Genomic DNA, 22,887 nt, shown 5'->3' on the forward strand with positions numbered 1-22,887 from the left:
CCCGTCAGGTGTGATCGGGGCCACTGCTAAGTTGCCTGTGTGCATCCGACTCAGAACGCCGTTCTCGACCGACCCGACGATCTGACCTGCGACTGGCTCACCGCCGCGATCGGCGCGGGCCCCGTCACCGGGTTCAGCTTCGAACGGATCGGTACCGGGCAGATGAGTGAGTGCTACCGGGTGACGCTCGACTATGCCGACGGCGCGTCGGGCCCTGCGTCGGTTGTGCTCAAGGTTGCGGCCACCGATCCCAGCAGCCGCCAGACCGGATTGGCGCTGGGTCTCTACGAACGCGAGGTGCTGTTCTACACCGAGGTGGCACCGGGCCTGCACGGCCCCGTCGCTGCCTGCCATCACGCCGCCTACGACGCCGACAGCGGGGCGTTCGATCTGCTGCTCGGGGATGCCGAGCCCGCGGTGGTCGGTGACGAGATCCGCGGTGCGACAGTCGAGCAGGCCACACTCGCGCTGGCCGAGCTCGGGCGGCTGCACGGCCCGGTCCTCGGTGACGCGGCGCTGGCGCAGGCGCAGTGGCTCAACCGCGACGCCCCGGTGAACCAGGCGCTGATAGCCGGCCTCTATGCGGGGTTCGCCGATCGGTATGACGCACTGATCACCCCGGAACACCGTCGGGTGTGTGAGCGGCTGGTCGAGAGCTTCGATGCGTATCTCGCCGCGGAAGCAGAACCCGGCCGCCCGATGGGCCTGGTGCACGGCGACTACCGGCTGGACAACATGCTCTTCGGTGAGCCGGGCGCCGACCGGCCGCTGACCGTGGTGGACTGGCAGACCGTCACCTGGGGTCCGGCGCTGACCGATCTCGCGTATTTCCTGGGTTGTGCCCTGCCGGTTTCGCAGCGCCGTGACCATTACGACACGCTGCTGCGCGCCTATCACGACGCACTCGGCCCGGACGCGCCGCTGAGCCTGGACCAGGTCCGTGACGGCGTGCGGCGGCAGAGCTTCTTCGGCGTGATGATGGCGATCATCTCCTCGATGCTGGTCGAACGCACCGAGCGCGGCGATCAGATGTTCATGACCATGCTGGACCGGCACTGCACCCATGTCCTGGACACGGGTGCCCTGGATGTCCTTGCGCCACCAGCTGTCCCGGTACCGCTGGTCCCGGCGCGCGAGGACGATGGCGCACATGCCCCCACCGACGAGGCGCTGTGGAACGAAAGCTGGTACTTCGATTTCGTCGACGCCGCCGCAGGTTTCGGCGGATGGGTGCGGCTGGGTCTGGTGCCCAACCAGGACACCGCCTGGATCAATGTCATGTTCTGCGGACCCGACATGCCGACGATCGCACTGAACGACTTCCACGCCGCCCTACCGGTCGGCGTGGCCGAGGTGCGAGGCAGTTCAATGGAACTCGGCTTGCATGCGATCGAGCCGCTGCACACCTACCGGGTGACCGCCTCGGGTTCCGGGCAGTCCTATGACGATCCGGCGGCGCTCCTGCGCGGGGAATCGGGCCGGCCCGTCGAGGTGTCGATGGACTTGACGTGGACCACCTGCGGTACGCCGTACCAATACCGCATCACGCCACGCTACGAATTGCCGTGCACGGTATCGGGCACCGTGACGGTCGGGGAGCGGCAGTTCAACATCGCCGCGGTGCCGGGGCAGCGGGACCATTCCTGGGATGTGCGGGACTGGTGGTCGATGAACTGGGTCTGGAGTGCACTGCATCTCGACGACGGCACCCATCTGCACGGCGTGGACATCCGTATCCCGGGGATGCCGCCGATCGGCATCGGCTACGCGCAGCGCGAGGGTGAGTCGCTCGTAGAATTGCAATCGGTCACCGCGCAGCAGCGACTCGGCGAGGACGATCTACCGGTCACGACCACGCTGTCACTACAACCAGGCGACATCGAGGTGACGGTCGACATCAAAGCCCACGCGCCGGTGTTGCTCACGGCGCCGGATGGCCGGGTCAGCCAGTTTCCCCGCGCCTGGGCTGCAGTGCGCACCGTCGACGGTCGTTCCGGAGTCGGCTGGCTGGAATGGAACCGCAATCTGGGGTAGTCCCGCTCAGGGCACCCGAAACCGCTTGAGCCGCGCCGTCGCACCGGCGATCAATTCCACCCTGCTGCGCGGCACGCCGAGATGTGCGGCAAGCAGTTTCGTGACGGCTTCGTTCGCCTTGCCGTCGACGGCACGCTCGGGCACGTAGATGGTCAGCGCACCGTCGTCGCCTACTTCGACCAGGGGCCCTTTGCGGCTGCCGGGTTTGACGCGGACGACGACGGTTTCGCTCACGCAATCGAACTACCGCGCGACGATCACCGACGAGCCGTGACCGAACAAGCCCTGGTTCGCGGTGACGCCGACGCGGGCGCCCTCGACCTGTCGGCCGGTGGCCTGTCCCTTGAGCTGCCAGGTCAACTCGCACACCTGCGCGATCGCCTGCGCGGGAATGGCTTCGCCGAAGCACGCCAGGCCGCCTGAGGGGTTGACCGGAACGCGGCCGCCGATCGTCGTCGCGCCGCTGCGCAACAACTGTTCGGCCTCGCCTTTGGCGCACAGGCCCAGGTGCTCATACCAGTCCAGCTCGAGCGCGGTGGACAGGTCATAGACCTCGGCCAGGCTGACGTCCTCGGGACTGATACCGGCTTCGGCATAGGCCGCATCAAGGATCTGATCCTTGAACACCCGCTCCGGCGCCTCGGCGACCGCGGTGGAATCGGTTGCGATATCGGGCAATTCGGGCAGATGCTGCGGGTAACGCGGGGTGACCGTCGAGATCGCGCGAACCGACGGCACCCCCTCCAGCGATCCGAGGTGCTTCTCGGCGAAGGACTTGCTGGCCACGATCAACGCGGCGGCGCCGTCGGAGGTCGCGCAGATGTCCAGCTGCCGCAACGGGTCGGAGACCACCGGGCTGGCCAGCACGTCGTCGACCGCCGTTTCCTTGCGGTAGCGCGCATTCGGGTTCTGCAGTCCGTGGCGAGAGTTCTTGACCTTGACCTGGGCGAAATCCTCGGCGGTTGCGCCGTAGAGGTCCATCCGGCGGCGGGCCAACAATGCGAAGTAGACGGGGTTCATCGCACCGATCAGGTGGAACCGCTGCCAGTCCGGGTCGTTCTTGCGCTCACCGCCGACGGGTGCGAATGCGCCCTTGGGTGTGGTGTCGGCGCCGATCACCAGCGCCACATCGCAGAATCCGGCCAGGATCTGGGCCCGCGCACTCTGCAGGGCCTGTGAGCCGCTGGCGCAGGCCGCGTAACTCGACGACACCGGGACGCCGTTCCAGCCCAGCTTCTGGGCGAACGTCGAGCCGGCGATGAAACCCGGATACCCGTTGCGGATCGTGTCCGCGCCCGAGACCAGCTGGATCTGCCGCCAGTCCAGACCGGCCTCGGCCAGCGCGGCCCGGGCCGCGACGACGCCGTACTCGGTGAAGTCACGCCCCCATTTACCCCAGGGGTGCATGCCTGCGCCGAGGATGTAGAGCGGTTCCGGAGTGCTCATCGGGGGATCCTCCAGGCATAGGTGCTGCGTTGCACGCCGTCATCGTCGGTGTACAGCGGCATCGTGGTCAGCTCCATCTCCATGCCGACTTTCAGATCGGCGGCCAGGGTGCCATCGACGACCTTGCCGAGCACGATCAGGCCCTCGTCGGCCAACTGCACCGCGGCGATGGCGAACGGCTCGAACGGATCAGGCGCCGGATACGGTGCAGGCGGGGGATAGCGGTTCTCGGTGTAACTCCAGACCTTGCCTCGTCGCGACAACGGCACCAGATCGAGGACGTCGCTGTCGCAGGCCGGGTTCGGGCAGTTGTTGGCCCGCGGCGGGAAGACGTACGTCGCGCACTGGGTGCACTTTCCGCCGATGAGGTGGGTGTCGCCGGACTCGTCGGTGGCGAACCACCCTTCGATCGCGGGCTGTGTGGATGCTGCTGGCACGCGGCCCAGCGTACCGAGTCTGACGCCAAAACTGAAACGTGTTCCAGTTACGTCACGGGCTGGTCGGCCATGTCGAGCAGGATGCGGAGCAGATCGTCGTAGCACCAGCCGCCGTGGCATGCACCGGGAATCAGCACGAATGTGGTCATCAGACGCTCCTGTCTGCGAAGGTGTTTCTGCGGTATTCAGTGGTGACACGGGCCAATTCGTCGGGCTGTGCGGCGTCGTGGGCGTGCATCTCCCGGTTGGCGCGCACCACCGCGGTGGTCTCGGGGATCCGGCGGGCCTCATAGCCTGCGGGTCCGCGTCCGGCGGCGAGTTCCTCTGCAAGCACGCGGGCATCGAGGACGGCCTGCGAACCACCGTTGGCGCCAACGGGATACATCGGATGCGCCGCGTCGCCGAGCAGTGTCACCGGCCCGCGTCCCCACCACGGCAGCGGGTCACGGTCGACCATCGGGTACTCGAGCACGGTCTCGGTGCGGCGCACCAGGTCGGCGGCATCCAGCCAGCCCAGCCTCCAGTTGCGCAACCGGTGCGCGACCTCGAACCGATCGCCCGGCTGATTCCACCGGGCGTCACCGGGCAAGGGGCCGGGATCGGATTCGGGTAGCAACACCACCCAGTTGATCAGTCCGCCGCCGATCCGGTACACGACCAACTCGACGCCGTCGGCGCCTTTGACGATGGCCATGGTGCGGCCGTCGAGGAACGGCTCGCCGGGGGTGGCGCCGCGGAACATGCGCACCCCCGACCACAGCAGTGGGTCGGGGCCGGGGTGCAGTGTCGTCCGCACCAGCGAGTGAATGCCGTCAGCCCCCACCAGCACATCGGCCACCAGGTCACCGGCCGACGTCTGCACCGCCACTGCGTCCCTGTCCTCGGCGAAGCCGAGCAGTGAGGTGCCGGTCCGCACCGAGCCCGCGCCGAGCCGGTCGCGGACGGCGGCGGCCAGCAGCATCTGCAACCGCCCGCGGTGCACCGAGTACTGGGGATATCCGTATCCGCCGTCGATGCCGCGGGGTTCGCAGAACAGCAGTTCGCCCGCGGTGTCGTAGTACGTGATGGCCGCAGGTGCCACGGCGATCTGTGTCAGGGCGTCACCGAGGCCGAGCTCGTGCAGCTCGCGGACCGCATGCGGGAGCAGGTTGATTCCGACGCCGAGGGCGCGGAGCTGATCGGCACGCTCGATCACCGTCGATTCGATGCCGCGGTCATGCAGCGTGAGCGCGGCCGCCAGTCCGCCGATCCCGCCGCCCGCAATCAGTACGTGTGTCATGACTCCAGGTTCGGCGCGCACAAATGATAAGTCCAATACATATTCGGACGAGAAACTATAGTGATTGCTTATGGAGTTGCGGCAGTTGGAGTACTTCGTCGCGGTGGCCGACGAGGCGAATTTCACCCGTGCCGCACAGCGCGTCCACGTCGCGCAGCCCGCGGTCAGCGCACAGATTCAGCGCCTCGAGCGGGAGCTCGGCCAGCCGCTGCTCGACCGTTCCCGGCGGGCGGTTCGGTTGACCGCGGCCGGTGAGGCGGTGCTGCCGTACGCGCGGGCCGCGCTGACGGCCATCGCCGACGCCCGCACCGCCGTGGACGAACTCGCCAACCTGGTGCGCGGCAGTGTGGCGATCGGCACGGTGACGGCGCACAGCGTCGACATCCCGGGTCTGCTGCAGGAGTTCCACACCACCCACCCGGCGGTGGAGATCACTCTGGGCGCCGACAACTCCGATGTCCTGCTCGAACAGTTACAGACCGGGCGGCTCGATCTCGCACTGGTGTCGATGGGACCCGGTGAGCACCGCGAGGGCATAGGCACCGTCGTCGTCACCGATCAGGCGATCGAGGCCGCGGTGTGTCACAGCGATGAACTCGCCACCCGGTCTGCGGTCGGATTGGCGCAACTGCGCGACCGGCCGATCATCGCGCTCCCGCCCGGGGCGGGCATCCGACAGCAGTTCGACGTGGCGTGCGCACGTGCCGGGTTCACCCCGCGGGTCGCCTTTGAGGCCAGCACCCCGGTGGCGCTGGCTGATTTGGCCGAGCGCGGCCTGGGCATCGCGATCCTGCCAAGTTCCGTCGCCCGCGGCCGCGAGAGCCTCCGGGCTCTGACCATCGACCCGCCGATGCGGGCCCGGTTGGTACTGGCGTGGCGGTCGCGCGGTCCGATGAGTCCGGCGGCGCGGGTGCTGGTGAAGATGGCGCGGCGGTTACTGGCTGTCGGAGCGGATGCCTAGAGTTAGGAGCCGTGACGCCCGCTGCGACTGACACCAAATCCGGAACGCTGTCGACCGACAAGCCCACATTGATGCTGCTGGACGGCAATTCGCTGGCGTTCCGGGCGTTCTATGCGCTGCCCGCGGAGAACTTCAAGACCCAGGGTGGTCTCACCACCAATGCGGTGTACGGATTCACCGCGATGCTGATCAACCTGCTTCGCGATGAGCAGCCCAGCCATATCGCCGCGGCGTTCGACGTGTCCCGGCAGACCTTCCGCAAGGAGAAGTACCCCGAGTACAAGGAGGGGCGGTCGGCCACGCCGGACGAGTTCCGCGGCCAGATCGACATCACCAAGGAAGTGCTCGGGGCGTTGGGTATCACCGTGCTCGCCGAGCCGGGCTTCGAGGCCGACGACATCATCGCCACTCTGGCCACCCAGGCCGAGCAGGCCGGCTACCGGGTGCTGGCGGTCACCGGCGACCGGGACGCACTGCAGCTGGTGAGCGACGACGTCACCGTCCTGTACCCGGTCAAGGGGGTGAGTGAGCTGACCAGGTTCACCCCGGAGGCTGTGGCCGCCAAGTACGGGCTGACGCCCGCCCAGTACCCCGACTTCGCCGCGCTGCGCGGTGATCCGAGTGACAACCTGCCGGGCATTCCCGGGGTGGGGGAGAAGACCGCGACCAAGTGGATCGTCGAGCACGGGTCGTTGCAGGGCCTGGTCGACAATGTCGACGCGGTCAAGGGCAAGGTGGGTGACTCGCTGCGGGCGAACCTGTCCAGCGTGGTCCTCAACCGTGAGCTCACCGAGCTGGTCAAGACGGTGCCGCTGGCCCAGACCCCGGACACCCTGCGGATGCTGCCCTGGGACCGGGACCAGATCCACCGGCTGTTCGACGACCTGGAGTTCCGGGTGCTGCGGGACCGGCTGTTCGACACGCTGGCCTCGGCCGATCCCGAGGTGGATCAGGGCTTTGACGTACGCGGCGGGATGCTGGAGCAGGGTGAGTTGGCGGCCTGGTTGTCCGAGCACAGCTTGGGCAACCGCTTCGGTCTGGCGGTGGTGGGTACGCACCTGGCTTTCGACTCCGATGCGACCGCCCTGGCGATCGTGGCCGCCGACGGCGACGGTCGCTATATCGACACCGCCACCCTGCATCCCGATGACGAGGCCGCGCTGGCGTCGTGGCTGGCCGATCCCGGCCCGCCCAAGGCGCTGCACGAGGCCAAGCTCGCCATGCACGATCTGGAGGGCCGGGGCTGGAAACTTGCCGGGGTCACCTCCGACACCGCGCTGGCCGCCTACCTGGTGCGGCCAGGCCAGCGCAGCTTCGCTCTCGATGATCTGTCGGTGCGGTATCTGCGTCGCGAACTTCGGGCGGAAGCACCTGAACAGCAACAACTCTCGTTGCTGGATGACTCGGACGGCGTCGACGAGCAGGCCGTGCAGACGGTCATCCTGCGGGCCGGTGCGGTACTCGATCTCGCCGACGCGCTGGACGAGGAGCTGGCCCGTATCGACTCCTCATCGCTGCTGGGCCGGATGGAATTGCCGGTTCAGCGGGTGCTGGCCGAGTTGGAGACCACCGGCATCGCCGTCGACCTGGACCGGCTGCAGGAGCTGCAGAGTGAGTTCGCCGATCAGATCCGCGACGCCGCCGAGGCGGCCTACGCGGTGATCGGTAAGCAGATCAATCTGGGATCTCCCAAGCAGCTGCAGGTGGTGCTGTTCGACGAGTTGGAGATGCCCAAGACCAAGCGCACCAAGACCGGCTACACCACCGATGCCGATGCGCTCCAAACACTGCTGGACAAGACCGGGCATCCGTTCCTGCAACACATGCTGGCCCACCGGGACGCGACCCGGCTCAAGGTCACCGTGGACGGGCTGCTCAACGCGGTGGCCTCCGACGGCCGGATTCACACCACGTTCAATCAGACGATCGCCGCGACCGGGCGGTTGTCGTCGACCGAGCCGAACCTGCAGAACATCCCCATCCGCACCGAAGCGGGCCGCCGGATCCGCGACGCCTTCGTGGTCGGGGCGGGCCCGGACGGTCCGTTCGCCGAGCTGATGACGGCGGATTACAGCCAGATCGAGATGCGGATCATGGCGCATCTCTCCCGCGACGAGGGTCTGATCGAAGCGTTCAACACGGGGGAGGATCTGCACTCCTTCGTGGCATCCCGCGCGTTCAGCGTCCCCATCGACGAGGTGACCCCCGAACTGCGCCGTCGGGTGAAGGCGATGTCCTACGGGTTGGCCTACGGGCTCAGTGCCTACGGTCTGGCCTCGCAGCTGAAGATCTCTACCGAAGAAGCCAAGGTCCAGATGGAGCAGTACTTCGACCGGTTCGGCGGGGTGCGCGACTATCTGCGCGACGTCGTCGACCAGGCACGCAAGGACGGCTACACCTCGACCGTGCTGGGCAGGCGTCGGTACCTGCCCGAGTTGGACAGCAGTAACCGCAACGTGCGCGAGGCCGCCGAACGGGCCGCGCTCAACGCGCCCATCCAGGGCAGCGCCGCTGACATCATCAAGGTCGCGATGATCAACGTCGATCAGGCGATCAAGGACGCCGGTCTGCGCTCACGGATGCTGTTGCAGGTGCACGACGAGTTGCTGTTCGAAGTGGCCGAGGGGGAGCGCGACGCGCTGGAGACCCTGGTGCGCGAGCACATGGGCAACGCCTACCCCCTCGACGTGCCGCTTGAGGTGTCGGTGGGGTACGGCCGCAGCTGGGATGCCGCCGCGCACTAGCGGCGCATCAGGGGAGCGGCCGCGCGGGCTGCGTACAGGGATTGCACTTCCTCGTTGAGCAGGGCATACACGCGCTCGTCACCGAAGCCGCGGTCGATGCGGTCCCGGACGAAGGCCAATTCGACGACGGCGGCGGCGAAGCCCGCAACGGCTTTGCCTGCGGGGCGGCCGCCGGTGCGGGCCGCCTCCGCGATCGCCGCGCGACGGGTTTTCAGCGATCCCAGCCAGGTCGCCTCGTTCGGGGTGATCAGGCCGGCGGCGATCATGCCGGGCAGTTTGGTGGCCACGATGTGCTGTTCCCGACGCCGGCTGGCGACGGCGACGCCGATCATCAGGGCGAAGATCGGCACCATCCACACCGCGTAGACGGTGAAGTAGGCGTGCAGGCCGAGCAGCGACGAGCCGTTCCACAGTCCGTGCATCAGCACCGCCGCGGCGTAGCCGAGCAGAATGCAGAACGCTTTGGCGGCTGGGCCGCGTTTCTGCAAGGCGAAATAGACGCCGATCGCGGTCATCGTGGTGAACAGCGGATGGGCGAACGGCGCCATGATCAGGCGCATGGCTGCGGTCACCAACGAGCCTGCGAGCGATTCCGCACTGGCGATGTACATGATGTCTTCCAACCAGGCGAAGCCGACGCCGACCATTCCGGCGTACACCAGGCAGTCGGTCAACGAGTTGAGTTCGTTGCGGCGTCGGCCCGTCATCATGATCAGCAGAAACAGCCCTTTGGCGGCCTCCTCGATCAGCGGCGCCCGGATCGCGGTCGAATCGAAGCCGGCGGGCAGCCCGGTGCTGGGCACGAAGACCGCGTCGCCCAGCAGGCTCACCAGGATGGACAGCAGCACCGCGATCGACGCACCCCAGCCGAAGGCAAGCAGCAGCAGCCGGGGTGGCTCGGGCTCCCAACGGTCCAGCCACAGGTAGGCGCCCACCACGCCCGTCATCGCGATGCTCGACAGCACGAAGCCGACGATGGCGCCGACCGGGTTGAGCGCGGTGAACAGCAGGACCAGCAGACCTGTGAGAATGCCCAAGGTGATGATCGCGCCGAGGGGAGCGCCGACCTTGCGCACCGGTCTCGGCAGCGCTGTTGAGGGGTACGCCACCATCGAAGGTTAGCGGGACCACCATGCTCGGGGCCGAGCGTCAGTCGATGTCGAGCGTCGCAGATATCAACTGCATCAGCCGCAGGCCACCAATGCTGTTGGCGGACTTGTCCAGGGCTGGGCCGTAGATCCCGATTCCCTGATGGTGGCGCACCACACCGATCATCGCGCCGGAGATCCCACATTTAGCCGGGATGCCCACATCGCAGGCATAGTGGCCGGACGCTTCATACATGCCGGTGTACAACATCAGACGGCGCACCAGTCGGAGTTGTGATGCGCGCAGCACCTGTCCCATGACGTGAACGTCCGAACCGCCGGCGAGGACGCGGCTCGCGTGCGCCAGGTCCACGACGTCGACTTCGATTGCACACATCTGGCAATACGCCCACAGCAGTTCTTCGACCCCTGTCGAGATCAGGCCGCGGCTGCGCAGACAGTAGCCGAGTGCCCGATTCTGGTCGGCGAGCAGCAATTCCGATCGCGCAGTATCGATATTCATGCTGATCTCGGCATTTCCGGTCAGCGCTCGGATGAATTCGAGGACATGGGCTGCCCGGCTGTCAGGGTCGTGTCCGGGTAGCATATCGACAATGACCAACGCACCGGCGTTGACGAAAGGGTTGACCGGCACACCCGAGTCTCTGATGAATGTTTCGAGGGAATTGTAGGAACCCACCGCCTGATCTCGGCCTACGCGTTCGAACACGTATTCTTTGCCGCGATAATTCAGTGCCAACAAGAGGGTGAAAACTTTCACCACGCTTTGCATGGTGAAAGTGGCACCATTGTCGCCGGCAGTTATCACGCCGTTCGCGCCGAGGTCAACAGCGACAGCCAGTTCGTCGCTACGGGCCTGGCTCAATTCAGGCAGATAATTCGATACCTCGCCCCGGCTGAGGAATGGTCTCACCTGGTCTATCAGCGCATCTAGCGATTCCGTTGCAATCACTGTCGAGTTCCACCATTTCGTGCTGAAATCTTCCGTGGTGCACACCGGCCAGGCTTGGCGACCCACCAGCCATTTGTGTCGCGTCGCCAAGCCCGGCCAGAATCACCTTTTATGTGCTGCCGGCGGATACCCGCCGCATTATTCAGAGTGCGATCTAGAAGTACACCAGATGCCGTGCGCGCTCATCGTCATTCACCGGTAGATGATCTTGCTCCCACTCTTCGCGCTTCGTTTCGGTGTAGTCCTTGATGAAATCTGCACCGAATACCTCGTGGCTCAGTTCGTCGTCTTCGAAGGCCTCGATCGCCTCGAGAAGCGTCCGCGGCAACCGGGAGATCTCCTCGCGTTCGGACGCGAGGCCGGTCATCGCAGGGCCGGGATCGATCTCGTTGGCAATTCCGTCGAGGCCGGCCGCCAGCAGAAACGCGCCGGACAGGTAAACGTTGGCCGATGCGTCCGGGTTGCGCACCTCGATTGCCGGGCGGTTCTCCGGCATGCGGATCATGCACGAGCGGTTGTTGGGCCCGTAGGCGATCTTGATCGGCGCCCACGACACCGATCCGTCAACCAGCCTCGGCGTCAACCGCTTGTAGGAGTTCACGAGCGGGTTGGTGATGGCGGTGAGTGCGCGTGCGTGCTTGAGTAGCCCGCCGACGAAGTACAAGGATTCTTTGGACCACTCGTCCTCACCCTGAACATTGGAACCACCGAGTCGAAGCACGCTGTCGTCACTTCCGTCCAGGGCGTACAGCCCCAGGTTGAAGTGCGCACCAGAACCCCACAGGTTGGCAAAAGGTTTTGGCATGAAGCTGACAGCCAGTCCGTGCCGCTTGGCCACCTGATGGACCATGAGTCGGAACAGCGTGACCCGGTCAGCCATCTCCAGCAGATCCTTGTAGTAGAAGTCGATCTCGAACTGCCCGACACCGCCTTCTGCTCCCATGGCGAAAGCCTCGAGGCCGATGTCCTTCATCGTCACGACGACTTCGTCGAGAAACTCCGACACGTCGTACATCGTCTCGACGTCGTACGCGGGGCTGGGGTCGATGCCCCCAGTGGCGGTCAGGTCGCCGAACCCGTCCGAGGTCAGGTCTTCGGGACGATAGAGATAGAACTCTGGTTCGATCCCCAGCGTGCAGCGATAACCCTGCTCTGTTGCCCGCTCGATCTGCCTTTTCAGGATTGATCTTGGGCACAGGGAGAACGGTTCGCCCTTGTCGGACCACATATCCGAAGCCATCCAGGCGAAGCGCTTGTCCCACGGCAGGACCGTAAGCGTGTCGAGGTCAGGGAGCGCGGTGACCTCTTCCTCCACCGGATCCATTTGTCCAATGCCGTTGATTCCCCGGGGCGTGTAGCGGGCGAATCCCGCCATCAACTCCGGGAGGCGATCGACGGGATGACTTTTCCCCCTGGCCCGGCCGAAGATATCCACCCACGACGCCGTGACGTAACGTACGCCGGCATCGGCCAACTGCTTTGCGTTTTCGGAGTGCGCGGGGTTGAGTGCGCGGAGCGTATCCATTTGTTGTGGCTGCTTCCTTCTGTGTAGGTTGGTCGATTTCTCAGCTGTAGGGATAGGGCGTGGCGATCACCACCTCTGAAATTTTGTGATTCCCCGAAGGGAAAATCATCCGACTCGCCATCGGACTTTGGTCATGTCCATCTCCTGGATGGGCATGAATTCGCCATATCGTGACGGCGGGGCGCTGGCAATGCGTGCACCCGCAGGGCCGAAGGTGTACGCCGGTTCCGGATTCCATTTGAGGAACGCCAGGTAGACGGTGGCGCCGACGATCGTGGACACGATGAAGCCGAGGTCGGCACCATTGAACAGTGCCGTTCCCGGGCCGGCATACCACCCCGTGTTGACGAACAGCATTCCGATGACAACGGCTGCAATCCAGGCGATCACCGCACGGTGATTGAGACCGATCGACGACCAATACAGACCGCCCATCTGTCCACGGTTGTACACCTGGAGGGAATCGGGATCATAGAATCCCCGGTTGTTGAAATAGCCGATGAGGTTGATGATGCTCCACGGCGCACCGAGCACAATAAGGATTGCCAGATAAGAACTCACAATTGCTGACAGCTGTTGGTAGAACGCCCCGACGAATACGAGCAGAGTCGACACGATCGACAGATATATGGTGGCCTTGACCCGGCTCAATCCTGGCACGATCGACGAGAAATCGAGGCCCATATTGTAGATGTTGATGACCGCTTGGGCGGTGCCCGGGATAAATGCCAGATACAGTGCGAAGAACAAGAACCAGTACGGCACATTGTTGGCGAATTCAGTGGCATATGCATTGATCGGGTCTTTGAATGTCACCGCGGTGTACGCGCCGAACATGAAGGCGCCGCCCATGCCGAAGAACCCGCCGAACCACGCCGCCGCAACGGAGTGGCGAGGAGCGAACTTCTTGGTGGATATGTGACGTGTCCAGTCACCGACATAGGGTCCGTACGAGTTGATCGTGCCCGCACAGGCGAGCATTCCCAGGATCCACGTCGGCCAGAAGCTTCCCAACACGTAATCTCCGCCGGCATATCCGGGATCGAAGTTCGGAGCAGCAACGAACACGTACAGGATCATGATGCTGCCCGCAGTGGGCACCATCCACTTCGTGAACGTCACCATGTTGGCGTGACCCAGCACCGCGATCACCGTCATGACCACGGCTACGACCGTGTAGGCAAGGATCAGCAGTGCAACGGTCGTCGTCTGGCTCTCGATGCCGAAGATCCGAACTACGCTGCGCGCCAGAACTTCGCCGGCCGCCCAGATGCACAGTGCGGCAAAAACGATGTCCGCGGTTATGCCGAGGGCCGAGCCGATCATCCGTCCGAGCGCGCCGAAGTGCGCGCCACTGGCGACCGGGTTGTTGCTGCCGCTTCTCAAGCCCAGCAACGACATCGGGGCCATCAATGTCGCGCCGATTGCCGAGCCTACGACGATGGCACTCGCGGACGCCCACCAGCCGAGACCCAGCGATACCGGGACCCACCCGATCACGATGATCCCGAACGTCATACTCCCGCCGAACAGAATCCACAACAGATTCCGGGGGCGGGAATGTCTGTCGGCGTCCGGGATGTACTCGATCCCGTAGCTCTCCACTTTTCCGACGGCGTCGACTCTGGTTGGGGGCCGATCGACTTCGTTCTGCTCTGCCAAATTCTTCATACTGTAAATCCTTGGATTGAACCGAAATTCCGAAAGGTGTGTCGACTCTTGGTGATCGCGCGGCAACGCGGCGTCACCGTAGGCCGTACCGAAGGATGGCTGGACTGCCGAAACCGGATCCAGGCACAGTCCGATGCAAGACTCGATTTACGTCGAGTTCAACGCGTCGCATGCTTTTCTGAAGGGTGCCAGGGGTGCTCGGGCGACTCCACCTCCGATCTGTCGTCCTGATCGACCGGCAATGCCGATGTCGAGAAACGGTGTGTGATCGGGTCGTTCAACGATCTTTTCGACGTCCAGACCCAGTGGTGTGCCCCGGTAGTTCAAGACCGGGATCAGGAAATCGGGGCTCTCGGTCACCGTGACCTCGTACATCGCGGTGGTACGCGCGATCATCAGAGAGACGTCCCGGCCGCTCGAGCGATGCAGCGGTAAGCCCGCGGCCTGCGCGAGGCCACCGAGTCCGACCACCTCGGTGATGATGCTTTCGCCGCCCATGAACTCGATGTCGTCGGCGTCGTATCCCGGCTCTAACCGGTAGTCGTCGAAGGTGGGCAGAGGCCCGGTGAACCATGCGTCGCCGGTACCGGATGTCTGGATGCCGAATTCGGCGCAGGAGAACGCCATGGCGGTGACCACACTGGAGTCGTCGTAGCCGCGCATCGCATTCGACATCACTTTGCTGGCCGCCATGGACAGCCGGAGGAAGAAGTAGTCGTCGCACAAAGACTCCAGTGCGGTAACCAGTTCGGGACCAACTTGTTTGGCGCCCGTCAGAAGTCGCCTGAGGAACAGCAGGGTTGCGGCGGCATTTCGGCTGTGGAGTTCGTCGCCCATCGTCAATGACCTGGACATGATCGGTTTCAGCCGTAGCGGCTCTGTCTGTGCATCGATCAGCGAGTTCAGTGCGGGAGCGATGCGGAGGCGTAAATCCTCCAGGTTGTTCCTGGTGGCCTCGGTGTAGGTGCCGTAGTTCAGTCGGTCGACGCTGTCGCCTTCATAGAGGGTGCAGTAAGCCTGTTCGCCGGTACGGCTGTCTGCCACCACCAGGACCGGCATGGATGCCGTGGTCACGCCGGCGAGCGAGCCGACACAGCCGAACTCCTGGCAACCACGAACGGCGATATCCCCGCGGTCGAATGCGGCGGCAGCCGCAATCTCGTCGGATGCCAATCCCTCATACAGCGCACCGCCGATGATCGCTGCCCGCTGACCTCCGGTATAGGAACGGAACGGCATTGTCGGGCCGGACGTGAGCACCGTAGATCGTGGTAGGCCCATCGCTTGCTCAGCGCTCTCGATCCCTGTCAGCACCGGGTCTGAAACGAGGAGGCCCTCGATCGCCGCTAGGTTGGCTCGTTCGCGCAGACGGGTCATATTCAAGCTCCTGACAAAACGTTTTGGCATCCAAAATTGCTGGTTGGCAGCTTTTCGATAACCAAGGATTACGCTGACTTGCGGTGGCATACGTGGGCAGCCAAATGGTTTTGGCGTCCGTTGCGGAGTGAGACTAATCACAACTCGGCTGGGGTGTCAAGGGCATCACGCCATGCCGCCACGCCTGCTTCGGCGAGCGAGAGCGGGTTGGTCACACCGAGGTGGCGCTGGAGGCCCGAGGGATGAATTGTGTGGGAATGAGGCGCGTATCGGCTGCCAGAGATACGTTCTCAAGTCGTTCGATCAGCAGATGCGCTGCCGTCCCGCCGGTACTGAATGGGAAAAGGTTTGTCGCGGAAATCTGCGGCGAGGTCAAGGTGAGTGAACTGCTGTCCACCGCGGCCGCGATGGCCAGGTCGTGCGGCACGCGTATGCCGGCCCGTAATGCTGCGTCGAGCATGGCAAGCGCCAGGTCATCCGAGCTGGCATACACCGCATCGGCGCGTCCGTCGCGCAATCTCCTGATGACATGGTCCATGGCATTCTGGTCCGGTGAAGCCATGACGATCATCTCCTGAGCGCTTCGCTCGCGCACCCAGCTGCGGTAGCCGGACAACACGTCGTCCACGTACGAGCGGCGGGTGTCATCGGCAACCATCGCCGGGCGCGAATAACCATTCTCGGCAAAGTGGTCGAGGACGATTCGGGCTGCTGTCGCGTGATCGTTGTCGACCGCCAGGACGTCATGTGTCTCGCATAGGGCGACGCCCACCGTGACGATGGGTGCGCCCGCGCTGAAGATGGGTTCATTGCCCTGTGGGTCAACGATTATGGCTCCATCAATGGCAAAACTGCCGAAGATGTCGGCTTTGCCGCCCGACGGCGTGACCACCAGTGCGTATCTGGCGCTGTCTGCCGCAGCGGCGGCGCCATTGATCAGATCCAGGAAATATGCCGAGTGGGGTAACGCGGGTCCTTGGGAAACTTCGAGGGCCGGCATCTGGATGGCGATGATCCGGCTTCGTCGGGTCACGAGCTGTTGTGCATGAACGTTTGCCTGGTAGCCCAGTTCGCGCGCGGCCGTCAGAACCCTGACACGGGTTTCCTCGGCAATACGTCCCCGGTTGTTCAACGCATGAGAGACGGTCGTCGGAGACACCCCGGCCGCTGCGGCCACGTCTCTGATGCTTACCACCGCCACCTCCCTGTGGGACCGTCTCACGATAGCGACCAGGGGTTAAGGCATTGGGCTGCGATTCCGCAAATAGGTGAATGCGTGAGTACCGGGTTTGTCCAGCGTGTGGTCAGTCGAGTAACCTCTACACGTACCTGTCTGTGGTTTTTGGATTCTACTGCTGCAGGCAACGACACAACCCAAGTTTTCCTGTCCCTACGAGCAAACCTGTCCGGAGCAACCCACCACATGCCAAGTCCCTCCGTCACCTCGCCGCAAGTAGCCGTCAACGACATCGGCTCGGCTGAGGACTTTCTCGCCGCCATCGACAAAACCATCAAATACTTCAACGATGGCGACATCGTCGAAGGGACGATCGTCAAGGTTGACCGTGACGAAGTCCTGCTCGATATCGGTTACAAGACCGAAGGCGTCATCCCCTCCCGCGAACTCTCCATCAAGCACGATGTCGACCCCAACGAGGTCGTTTCCGTCGGCGATGAGGTCGAGGCCCTTGTCCTCACCAAGGAGGACAAGGAAGGTCGCCTGATCCTGTCCAAGAAGCGTGCGCAGTACGAGCGCGCCTGGGGCACGATCGAGGAGCTCAAAGAGAAGGACGAGGCCGTCAAGGGCACCGTCATCGAGGTCGTCAAGGGCGGCCTGATCCTCGACATCGGCCTGCGCGGCTTCCTGCCCGCGTCTCTGGTCGAGATGCGTCGTGTCCGCGATCTGCAGCCGTACATCGGCAAGGAGATCGAGGCCAAGATCATCGAGCTCGACAAGAACCGCAACAACGTGGTGCTGAGCCGCCGCGCCTGGCTGGAGCAGACCCAGTCCGAGGTGCGCAGCGAGTTCCTCAACCAGCTTCAGAAGGGCGCCATCCGCAAGGGTGTCGTGTCCTCGATCGTCAACTTCGGCGCGTTCGTCGATCTCGGCGGCGTGGACGGCCTGGTGCACGTCTCCGAGCTGTCGTGGAAGCACATCGATCACCCGTCCGAGGTGGTCCAGGTGGGCGACGAGGTCACCGTCGAGGTGCTGGACGTCGACATGGACCGCGAGCGGGTGTCGTTGTCGCTCAAGGCCACCCAGGAAGACCCGTGGCGTCACTTCGCCCGTACCCACGCGATCGGTCAGATCGTGCCGGGCAAGGTCACCAAGCTGGTGCCGTTCGGTGCGTTCGTCCGCGTCGAGGAGGGCATCGAAGGTCTGGTGCACATCTCCGAGCTGTCGGAGCGCCATGTCGAGGTCCCCGATCAGGTGGTCCAGGTCGGCGACGACGCGATGGTCAAGGTCATCGACATCGATCTGGAGCGTCGCCGAATCTCGCTGAGCCTCAAGCAGGCCAACGAGGACTACACCGAGGAGTTCGACCCGTCGAAGTACGGCATGGCCGACAGCTACGACGAAGCGGGCAACTACATCTTCCCCGAGGGCTTCGACGCCGAGACCAACGAATGGCTCGAGGGCTTCGAGAAGCAGCGTGACGAGTGGGAGGCCCGGTACGCCGAGGCCGAGCGCCGCCACAAGATGCACACCGCGCAGATCGAGAAGTTCGCCGCAGCCGAGGCCGAGGCGGCCAACGCTCCGGTGTCCAACGGCTCGTCGTCGTCATCGTCGCGCTCCGAGGAGTCCTCCTCGGGTGGCACGCTGGCCAGCGATGCGCAGCTCGCGGCCTTGCGGGAGAAGCTCGCCGGCAACGCCTGACAACAGATCGCACTCCGAATGCCCCGGCACACAGAGCCGGGGCATTCGGCGTTTCAGGACGGGCCCTGCTCCTCGTGTCTGCGGCTCCTGAGAGACTGGGCGGGTGTTGCGTATCGGACTGACCGGCGGTATCGGCGCCGGTAAATCAACGGTGTCGGCGACGTTCGCGGAATGCGGCGGCATCATCGTTGACGGTGACGTCATCGCCCGTGAGGTGGTCGAACCCGGCACCGACGGGCTGGCGGGTCTGGTGGAGGCCTTCGGCCCCGAGATCCTGCTGCCGGACGGCGCTCTGAACCGGCCCGCGCTGGCGGCCGTCGCGTTCAGTGACGAGGAGAAACGGGCCACGCTGAACGGGATCGTGCATCCGCTGGTCGGGCAGCGTCGTGCGGAGCTGATCGAGGCGGCCGCGCCGGATGCGGTGATCGTCGAGGACATCCCGTTGCTCGTGGAATCCCAGATGGCGCCGCTGTTTCCGTTGGTGGTGATCGTCCATGCCGCTGAGAACCTGCGGGTGGCGCGGCTGATCGAACACCGCGGTTTCACCGAGTCCGACGCGCGGGCCAGGATCTCCGCCCAAGCCACCGATGAGCAGCGCCGCGCGGTGGCCGACGTGTGGTTGGACAACTCGGGCAGTCAGGCCGACCTCGTGGAGCGGGCTCAGCAGTTGTGGTTCAACCGCATCCTGCCGTTCGCGCGCAATCTCCAGAGCGGCGAGGCGGTGGCCGCACCGCTGCAACCGGTGGCGTATGACGCCGGTTGGGCCGACGAGGCGCACCGGATCGTGGCGCGGTTGCAGACCGCCTGCGGTCATCGCGTCGTGCGGGTCGACCATGTCGGGCTCACCGCCGTGCCCGGCACCGATGCACCCGACGTCATCGATGTCCAGGTCACGGTCGAATCCCTCGATGTTGCCGACGAACTCGCCGACGCGTTACAGTCCGTCGGCTACCTGCCGCTTGCCGACGGCATCGATGCGGTCGAGCCGGATGCCCGTAGCACGGTCGGACAGTTCGACCATTCCGACGATGCGGCGCTGTGGCGCAGCCGATTGCACGCATCGGCGGATCCGGGCCGGCCCACCAATGTTCATCTGCGGGTGGCCGGTTGGCCGAATCAGCAGTACGCGCTGTTGTTCACCGACTGGCTGCGGGCCAACCCGGGCGCCGACACTGCAGGCGCCTACCGCCTGGCCTGGGAATGGGCGGACGCGACGGGCTGGCGACCCTAGCTCAGCCGCACCGCGATCCGGCGGAGCAGCTTGGTGGCCAGAATGTACGGTGTCGCGCCGAACGGCCACTGCGATACGATCCGCCCGCTGCCGGCCTGGAAGTAGCTGTTGACTTGTGCCCACACTGTTCTCGACAGCTGAGTCTGCACCCATTCGTTGTAGATGGCGAAGGCCGAGCGTCGGACCTCGATGGTGCGGGCACCGGTGTCGGCGGCCCGCGCGATGAGCCCGGCGGCGAAGCTCGCCTGCGCTTCGTAGAAGGACACCAAGGGACTCGCGTTGGTGTTGGGACCGTACATGATGAAGAAGTTGGGGAACTTCGGGACCATCATGCCGAGGAAGGCCTCGGGCTCGCCCTGCCACTGCTCGTGCAGTTCTGCGCCACCGCGACCGTGCACACGGTAGTTACCGAGATAGTTGGCGGCGTCGAAACCCGTTGCCAGCACGATGACGTCGAGTTCGTGCTCGTCACCGTTGGCGTCGAGCGCCCCGGTGCGGGACAGTCCCTTCACCGCGTGCGGCACCAGGGTCACCTTCGGGCTGCACAGCGAGGCGTAGTAGGTGTCGCTGACGACCGTGCGGCGGCCTTCGAACGGGAATGACGGGGTTGCCAGCTCGAGCAGATCAGGACGGTCGCCGAGTTCACGGTTGAGGTATTCGACGGCGGCTGCGCGTTTTCTGCGGTTCGTCCAGCCGGTGACCTTGGCATGGCTGGAGCGGTACTGGCGCAGATCGTAATTCACGTACAGCTTGAGGCGACGCCAGGCGTACACCGGTGCGAACCGGTTGAGCCGACGTTGGACCGGAGTGAAATCGTGGCTTTTCTTCGGCAGTATCCAGTTCGGCTCGATCTGGAAGACCTTGACGTCCTTGCCGACCCGTTCGGCTTCGGTGACGATCTGCACCGCAGACGAGCCGGTGCCCACAACGCCGATTGACTTGCCGGTCAGGTCCAGTCCGTCGATCCACCGCGAGGTGTGGCAGATGGCGCCGGCAAAGTCGGTCTGCTCCCGGGCGAACGGCGGTATCAGCGGGACGTTCAGAAAGCCCACGGCACTGATCACCGCGGTGAACGGGTCGTAGTCGACGCCGGATTCGGTGCTGACGGTGTAGGTGTGGTCGGTGTCCGACCAGGTGACATCGTCGACCTTTTCGTTGAACCTGATCCGGCGGGGCAGATCCCACTTTGCCGCGACGTGGTTCAGGTAGTTCTGGAGTTCCTGCCACCCGGCGTGCGTGCGGGTCCAGTCGTACCGCTCATAGGAGAACGAGTAGATGTGGGATTCCAGATCGACCTCGGCACCCGGGTAGCGGTTGTGCCACCAGGTGCCGCCGAGCGCCGGCGCCTGCTCGAAGATGACGAAGTCCTCGATGCCCCTCCTGCGCAACGCGATTGCTGCGGCAATACCGCTGAATCCGGAACCGATGATGGCGATTCGCGGCTTCGATGGCCCGCTCATCCTGTCTCCCATCTAAAGAACTATAGGTCAATTATTTAGACCAAAAATGAGGTTGTCAACACCCCCGGTGAGCCGAAGCTGGGGGAGCGCTACTTGATCTGTGCGGTCCAGCCGCCATCCACCACCAAGTCGGTGGCGGTGACGAAGGATGCGTCATCGGAGAGTAAAAACGCTATGGCATTGGCGATTTCATCCGGCATGCCCAGGCGGCGCAGCGGTGTCCGATTCTCCATGTCTGCCCGCCGCGCCGGATTGTCGACATAGAGGTGGTCGATCATCGGGGTGAGGATCGCACCGGGGCACACGGTGTTGGCCCGGATGCCCTCCGGCGCCAGTTGCAGGGCCAGGGTCCGCGTCAGCGAGACCACCGCCGCCTTGCTCACCTGGTACGCGTCCAGCGGGGAGTCCATGCCCCGGATGCCCGCCGTGCTGGCGACATTGACAATGCTCTTACCGTCGCCGCGGCGCAGGTGATCCACCGCGGCCGTGATGAGCCTCCGAAGGCCGTGCAGGTTCACCCCCAGGGTGAGATCCCAGACCGATTCCTCGGTGTCGAACATCGACCCGTCGCGGTCGAACAGGGCCACCCCGGCAGCGTTGACCAGGTAGTCGAGCCCCCGCCCGCCCAGCAGGCCGAACAGGTCGGCCGGGTCACCGTCGCACAGATCGAACGCGACGTACTCGGCCTCCGACGGCAGGGTTTCGGCCCGCGCGCCGACATCGGTGGCGATGACGTGCACACCGTCTTTCACCAGGCGCTGCACCGTGGCCGATCCGATGCCGCCGCCGGCGCCGGTCACCAACGCGGTGCGGGTCATCGGACCGGCTGCCCGCTCGGGGCCAGTGCCGCAGCGAGGCGCGCACCGGCGAATGTCATTGCTGCGGTGGCGGTGGGGAACACCTCGTCCAGCCCGAAGAACCCGTGCACCATCCCCGGTGTCCGATGGATGGCCACCTCGACGCCGGCCGCCTGCAACGCCTCGGCGTACAGCTCACCCTGGGGGCGGACCGGATCGCATTCGGCGAGGATCACCGTGGTCTGGGGCAGCCCGGCGAGTTCGGCGTCGAGGACGTTGACACGAGGATCGGTGGCGGCTTCGGGACCCGGCAGATAGTTGTCCTGGTGCCATTGCAGCTCATCACGTTCCAGCATCACGCCGTCATACTCGGGATCCATCCCGCGACTGAGATCGGTGGTGGTGACCGGGTAAACGAGCAGCTGATGGCACAGCACCCGGTCGTTGGAGTCGCGCAGGTGCAGCGCCACCGCGGCGGCGAGATTTCCGCCGGCGCTGTCGCCGGCCACCGCGATACGGCTGACGTCTACACCAAGCCCCGAGGCGGGATTTCGTGCCCAGTCGAGCGCGTCGAGCGCATCGTTGACCGCAGTGGGGAAGCGTGCCTCGGGCCCGCGGCGGTAGCCGACCGACAGCACCGCGCCACCGGAGGCGTTGGCGAGCAACCGGGTGGTGACATCGTGGGAATCGATGCTGCCAAGAAGCCAGCCGCCGCCGTGGTAGTACACCGTCAACGGCAGATCCTCACGGTCGCCAGGCAGGTACAGCCGCCCGGGAAGGCCTGCGCCGTCACGGGTTCCGATGGTGACGTCGACGACCCGGTGCATCGCCGGTTTGGCCAGCGCGGCGAGGGTGTCCTCGAAGTTCTGCCGTGCGGTGGGCACCGGCAGCAGATGTGCGTTCGGGCGGCCCGACGCCTTCGCGTCATCCAGCATCTTCTGAGCTGTGGGGTCGATGGGCATACGACTTCTCCTTCGTGGATCGGG

Annotated in this window: 18 protein-coding genes; 5 read left to right on the forward strand and 13 right to left on the reverse strand. The window is 64.9% G+C overall.

Annotated features, from left to right (window positions below; all coding sequences use genetic code 11):
* The first annotated feature begins 39 nt into the window (after positions 1-39).
* Positions 40-2,034: a DUF7064 domain-containing protein gene (locus tag M1247_RS32445; protein ID WP_317160548.1), complete on the forward strand. Its 1,995-nt coding sequence runs from the start codon at positions 40-42 to the stop codon at positions 2,032-2,034.
* A gap of 6 nt (positions 2,035-2,040) precedes the next feature.
* On the opposite strand, the gene M1247_RS32450 is transcribed toward M1247_RS32445, so the two are convergent.
* The 4 genes from M1247_RS32450 to M1247_RS32465 form a co-directional block, all read right to left on the reverse strand.
* Positions 2,041-2,268 (reverse strand): DUF167 domain-containing protein, encoded by a 228-nt coding sequence (locus M1247_RS32450; protein WP_317160549.1) that lies wholly within the window; start codon positions 2,266-2,268, stop codon positions 2,041-2,043.
* Between the two features lie 9 nt (positions 2,269-2,277).
* Positions 2,278-3,480: a lipid-transfer protein gene (locus tag M1247_RS32455; RefSeq protein ID WP_317160550.1), complete on the reverse strand. Its 1,203-nt coding sequence runs from the start codon at positions 3,478-3,480 to the stop codon at positions 2,278-2,280.
* Positions 3,477-3,917: a Zn-ribbon domain-containing OB-fold protein gene (locus tag M1247_RS32460; RefSeq protein WP_317160551.1), complete on the reverse strand. Its 441-nt coding sequence runs from the start codon at positions 3,915-3,917 to the stop codon at positions 3,477-3,479. The genes M1247_RS32455 and M1247_RS32460 overlap by 4 nt, the downstream gene beginning before the upstream one ends.
* A 148-nt stretch (positions 3,918-4,065) precedes the next feature.
* Positions 4,066-5,196, reverse strand: coding sequence for an FAD-dependent monooxygenase (locus M1247_RS32465; protein ID WP_317160552.1), 1,131 nt, complete (start codon positions 5,194-5,196; stop codon positions 4,066-4,068).
* A 70-nt stretch (positions 5,197-5,266) separates the two neighbouring features.
* Here M1247_RS32465 and M1247_RS32470 point away from each other — a divergent pair, with 70 nt between their 5' ends.
* Positions 5,267-6,157: a LysR substrate-binding domain-containing protein gene (locus M1247_RS32470; RefSeq protein WP_317160553.1), complete on the forward strand. Its 891-nt coding sequence runs from the start codon at positions 5,267-5,269 to the stop codon at positions 6,155-6,157.
* 11 nt (positions 6,158-6,168) lie between these two features.
* A complete protein-coding gene (polA, locus tag M1247_RS32475) occupies positions 6,169-8,901 on the forward strand; it encodes a DNA polymerase I (RefSeq protein WP_458695274.1) in 2,733 nt (910 codons plus the stop codon).
* On the opposite strand, the gene M1247_RS32480 is transcribed toward polA, so the two are convergent.
* The 6 genes from M1247_RS32480 to M1247_RS32505 all read right to left on the reverse strand — a co-directional run bounded on the left by M1247_RS32480 (position 8,898) and on the right by M1247_RS32505 (position 16,712).
* Positions 8,898-10,010 carry a PrsW family intramembrane metalloprotease gene (locus M1247_RS32480; RefSeq protein WP_317160554.1) on the reverse strand — a complete coding sequence of 371 codons (1,113 nt, stop codon included), beginning with the start codon at positions 10,008-10,010 and terminating at the stop codon, positions 8,898-8,900. The genes polA and M1247_RS32480 overlap by 4 nt on opposite strands.
* Positions 10,011-10,050: 40 nt before the next feature.
* On the reverse strand, positions 10,051-11,028 hold the full coding sequence (glsA, locus tag M1247_RS32485; RefSeq protein ID WP_317160555.1) for a glutaminase A: 978 nt from the start codon (positions 11,026-11,028) through the stop codon (positions 10,051-10,053).
* An 88-nt stretch (positions 11,029-11,116) separates the two neighbouring features.
* Positions 11,117-12,487, reverse strand: a complete 1,371-nt coding sequence (locus M1247_RS32490) for a glutamine synthetase family protein (RefSeq protein ID WP_317160556.1) — start codon at positions 12,485-12,487, stop codon at positions 11,117-11,119.
* A 105-nt stretch (positions 12,488-12,592) separates the two neighbouring features.
* Positions 12,593-14,158, reverse strand: coding sequence for a purine-cytosine permease family protein (locus M1247_RS32495; protein ID WP_317160557.1), 1,566 nt, complete (start codon positions 14,156-14,158; stop codon positions 12,593-12,595).
* Positions 14,159-14,305: 147 nt separating this feature from the next.
* Positions 14,306-15,625: an oxamate carbamoyltransferase subunit AllG family protein gene (locus M1247_RS32500; RefSeq protein WP_317160558.1), complete on the reverse strand. Its 1,320-nt coding sequence runs from the start codon at positions 15,623-15,625 to the stop codon at positions 14,306-14,308.
* Positions 15,626-15,746: 121 nt separating this feature from the next.
* Positions 15,747-16,712, reverse strand: coding sequence for a LacI family DNA-binding transcriptional regulator (locus M1247_RS32505; protein ID WP_317160559.1), 966 nt, complete (start codon positions 16,710-16,712; stop codon positions 15,747-15,749).
* Between the two features lie 246 nt (positions 16,713-16,958).
* On the opposite strand from M1247_RS32505, the gene rpsA reads away from it, so the two are divergent.
* Positions 16,959-18,413, forward strand: a complete 1,455-nt coding sequence (rpsA, locus tag M1247_RS32510; protein ID WP_317160560.1) for a 30S ribosomal protein S1 — start codon at positions 16,959-16,961, stop codon at positions 18,411-18,413.
* Positions 18,414-18,516: 103 nt separating this feature from the next.
* Positions 18,517-19,644, forward strand: coding sequence for a dephospho-CoA kinase (gene coaE / locus M1247_RS32515; protein WP_317160561.1), 1,128 nt, complete (start codon positions 18,517-18,519; stop codon positions 19,642-19,644).
* Here the strand turns inward: coaE and M1247_RS32520 are convergent.
* The 3 genes from M1247_RS32520 to M1247_RS32530 form a co-directional block, all read right to left on the reverse strand.
* Positions 19,641-21,104: a flavin-containing monooxygenase gene (locus tag M1247_RS32520; protein WP_317160562.1), complete on the reverse strand. Its 1,464-nt coding sequence runs from the start codon at positions 21,102-21,104 to the stop codon at positions 19,641-19,643. The genes coaE and M1247_RS32520 overlap by 4 nt on opposite strands.
* An 89-nt stretch (positions 21,105-21,193) precedes the next feature.
* Complete coding sequence (locus tag M1247_RS32525; RefSeq protein ID WP_317160563.1) at positions 21,194-21,922, reverse strand: SDR family NAD(P)-dependent oxidoreductase; 729 nt, start codon at positions 21,920-21,922, stop codon at positions 21,194-21,196.
* On the reverse strand, positions 21,919-22,863 hold the full coding sequence (locus M1247_RS32530; RefSeq protein WP_317160564.1) for an alpha/beta hydrolase: 945 nt from the start codon (positions 22,861-22,863) through the stop codon (positions 21,919-21,921). Before M1247_RS32530 ends, M1247_RS32525 begins: the two co-directional genes overlap by 4 nt.
* Between the last annotated feature and the right edge of the window lie 24 nt (positions 22,864-22,887).

This window comes from Mycobacterium appelbergii (assembly GCF_032883035.1).
Taxonomy (GTDB): Bacteria; Actinomycetota; Actinomycetes; order Mycobacteriales; family Mycobacteriaceae; genus Mycobacterium; species Mycobacterium appelbergii.

Bases quoted from the DNA above. Each gene is read 5' to 3' on its own strand.
- M1247_RS32500 (WP_317160558.1), bottom strand. From the start codon at position 15,625: ATGCCACCGCAAGTCAGCGTAATCCTTGGTTATCGAAAAGCTGCCAAC.
- M1247_RS32495 (WP_317160557.1), bottom strand. From the start codon at position 14,158: ATGAAGAATTTGGCAGAGCAGAACGAAGTCGATCGGCCCCCAACCAGA.
- M1247_RS32490 (WP_317160556.1), bottom strand. From the start codon at position 12,487: ATGGATACGCTCCGCGCACTCAACCCCGCGCACTCCGAAAACGCAAAG.
- M1247_RS32455 (WP_317160550.1), bottom strand. From the start codon at position 3,480: ATGAGCACTCCGGAACCGCTCTACATCCTCGGCGCAGGCATGCACCCC.
- M1247_RS32525 (WP_317160563.1), bottom strand. From the start codon at position 21,922: ATGACCCGCACCGCGTTGGTGACCGGCGCCGGCGGCGGCATCGGATCG.
- rpsA (WP_317160560.1), top strand. From the start codon at position 16,959: ATGCCAAGTCCCTCCGTCACCTCGCCGCAAGTAGCCGTCAACGACATC.
- M1247_RS32470 (WP_317160553.1), top strand. From the start codon at position 5,267: ATGGAGTTGCGGCAGTTGGAGTACTTCGTCGCGGTGGCCGACGAGGCG.
- M1247_RS32465 (WP_317160552.1), bottom strand. From the start codon at position 5,196: ATGACACACGTACTGATTGCGGGCGGCGGGATCGGCGGACTGGCGGCC.
- M1247_RS32520 (WP_317160562.1), bottom strand. From the start codon at position 21,104: ATGAGCGGGCCATCGAAGCCGCGAATCGCCATCATCGGTTCCGGATTC.
- M1247_RS32530 (WP_317160564.1), bottom strand. From the start codon at position 22,863: ATGCCCATCGACCCCACAGCTCAGAAGATGCTGGATGACGCGAAGGCG.